This window comes from Paenibacillus sp. P4_E11 (assembly GCF_056401635.1).
The window spans coordinates 1-720 of record NZ_JBFUIX010000645.1 but is presented as its reverse complement, the minus strand read 5'-3'; the positions used below and the strand labels follow the sequence as shown (position 1 = coordinate 720).

At 40.4% G+C, this 720-nt stretch carries 1 protein-coding gene and 1 pseudogene; both read right to left on the bottom strand.

The features are described from left to right. The coding region (locus tag AC1DWB_RS36665) for an alanine dehydrogenase (RefSeq protein ID WP_477545956.1) at window positions 1–493 on the bottom strand (493 nt) is incomplete at its 3' end. Beyond that, a pseudogene (locus AC1DWB_RS36660) lies at window positions 474–720 on the bottom strand (hypothetical protein); the annotation flags it as partial. The gene AC1DWB_RS36665 and the pseudogene AC1DWB_RS36660, both read right to left, overlap by 20 nt.

Sequence of the window (720 nt, the reverse complement as noted above, 5' to 3'; positions counted from 1 at the left end):
CACCAGGAACGCCTGCAAGGAGAATTCCTTTGCCTCCGTTTGATTTTTGCAGAAATTGGGCACCAATTTGTGTAGCCATCCGGCCAGCAACCTCACTCATCGGCGTAAGCAATGGTAAAGTGCGATTCACCGAAACGGTTTCATAGGCAATGGCAAGAACTCCTTTTTCTTTATGTGCCTGGGCTAAAGCCGGTTCAGCGGCCAAATGCAAATAAGTGAATAAGATCAAGCCTTTACGGAAATAGCTATACTCACTTGGAAGTGGCTCTTTCACTTTCATAATCATATTTGATTTTCCCCATAAATTTTCCGCATTTTCAACAATTTCCGCACCGGTATCAGAGTAATCCTCATTCGTAAAACCACTGCCTACACCAGCGTTTTTCTCAACTAACACTTTATGCCCGGTATTTACGAATGAAACGACTCCAGCCGGAGTTAAAGCGACACGGTTTTCGTTATTTTTAATTTCCTTAGGAATACCAATTAACATGAGAAGATCTCTCCTTTGGATGTTTTTTTTTCATAATAAAATAAGCAATAGATAAAAACAGCAGCCAAGGGATACCGAATTGGAGCATAATTTTGAAATCAGTAAACCATGCTGTGATCATTAAACTTAGTAGGAGAAGTCCCCCCAATATCGTCAAATAAGGAAAGCCAATCATTCTTACCGGTAATTTTCGTCCACCCATTTTATCCCATTTCTTACGGAAAGAT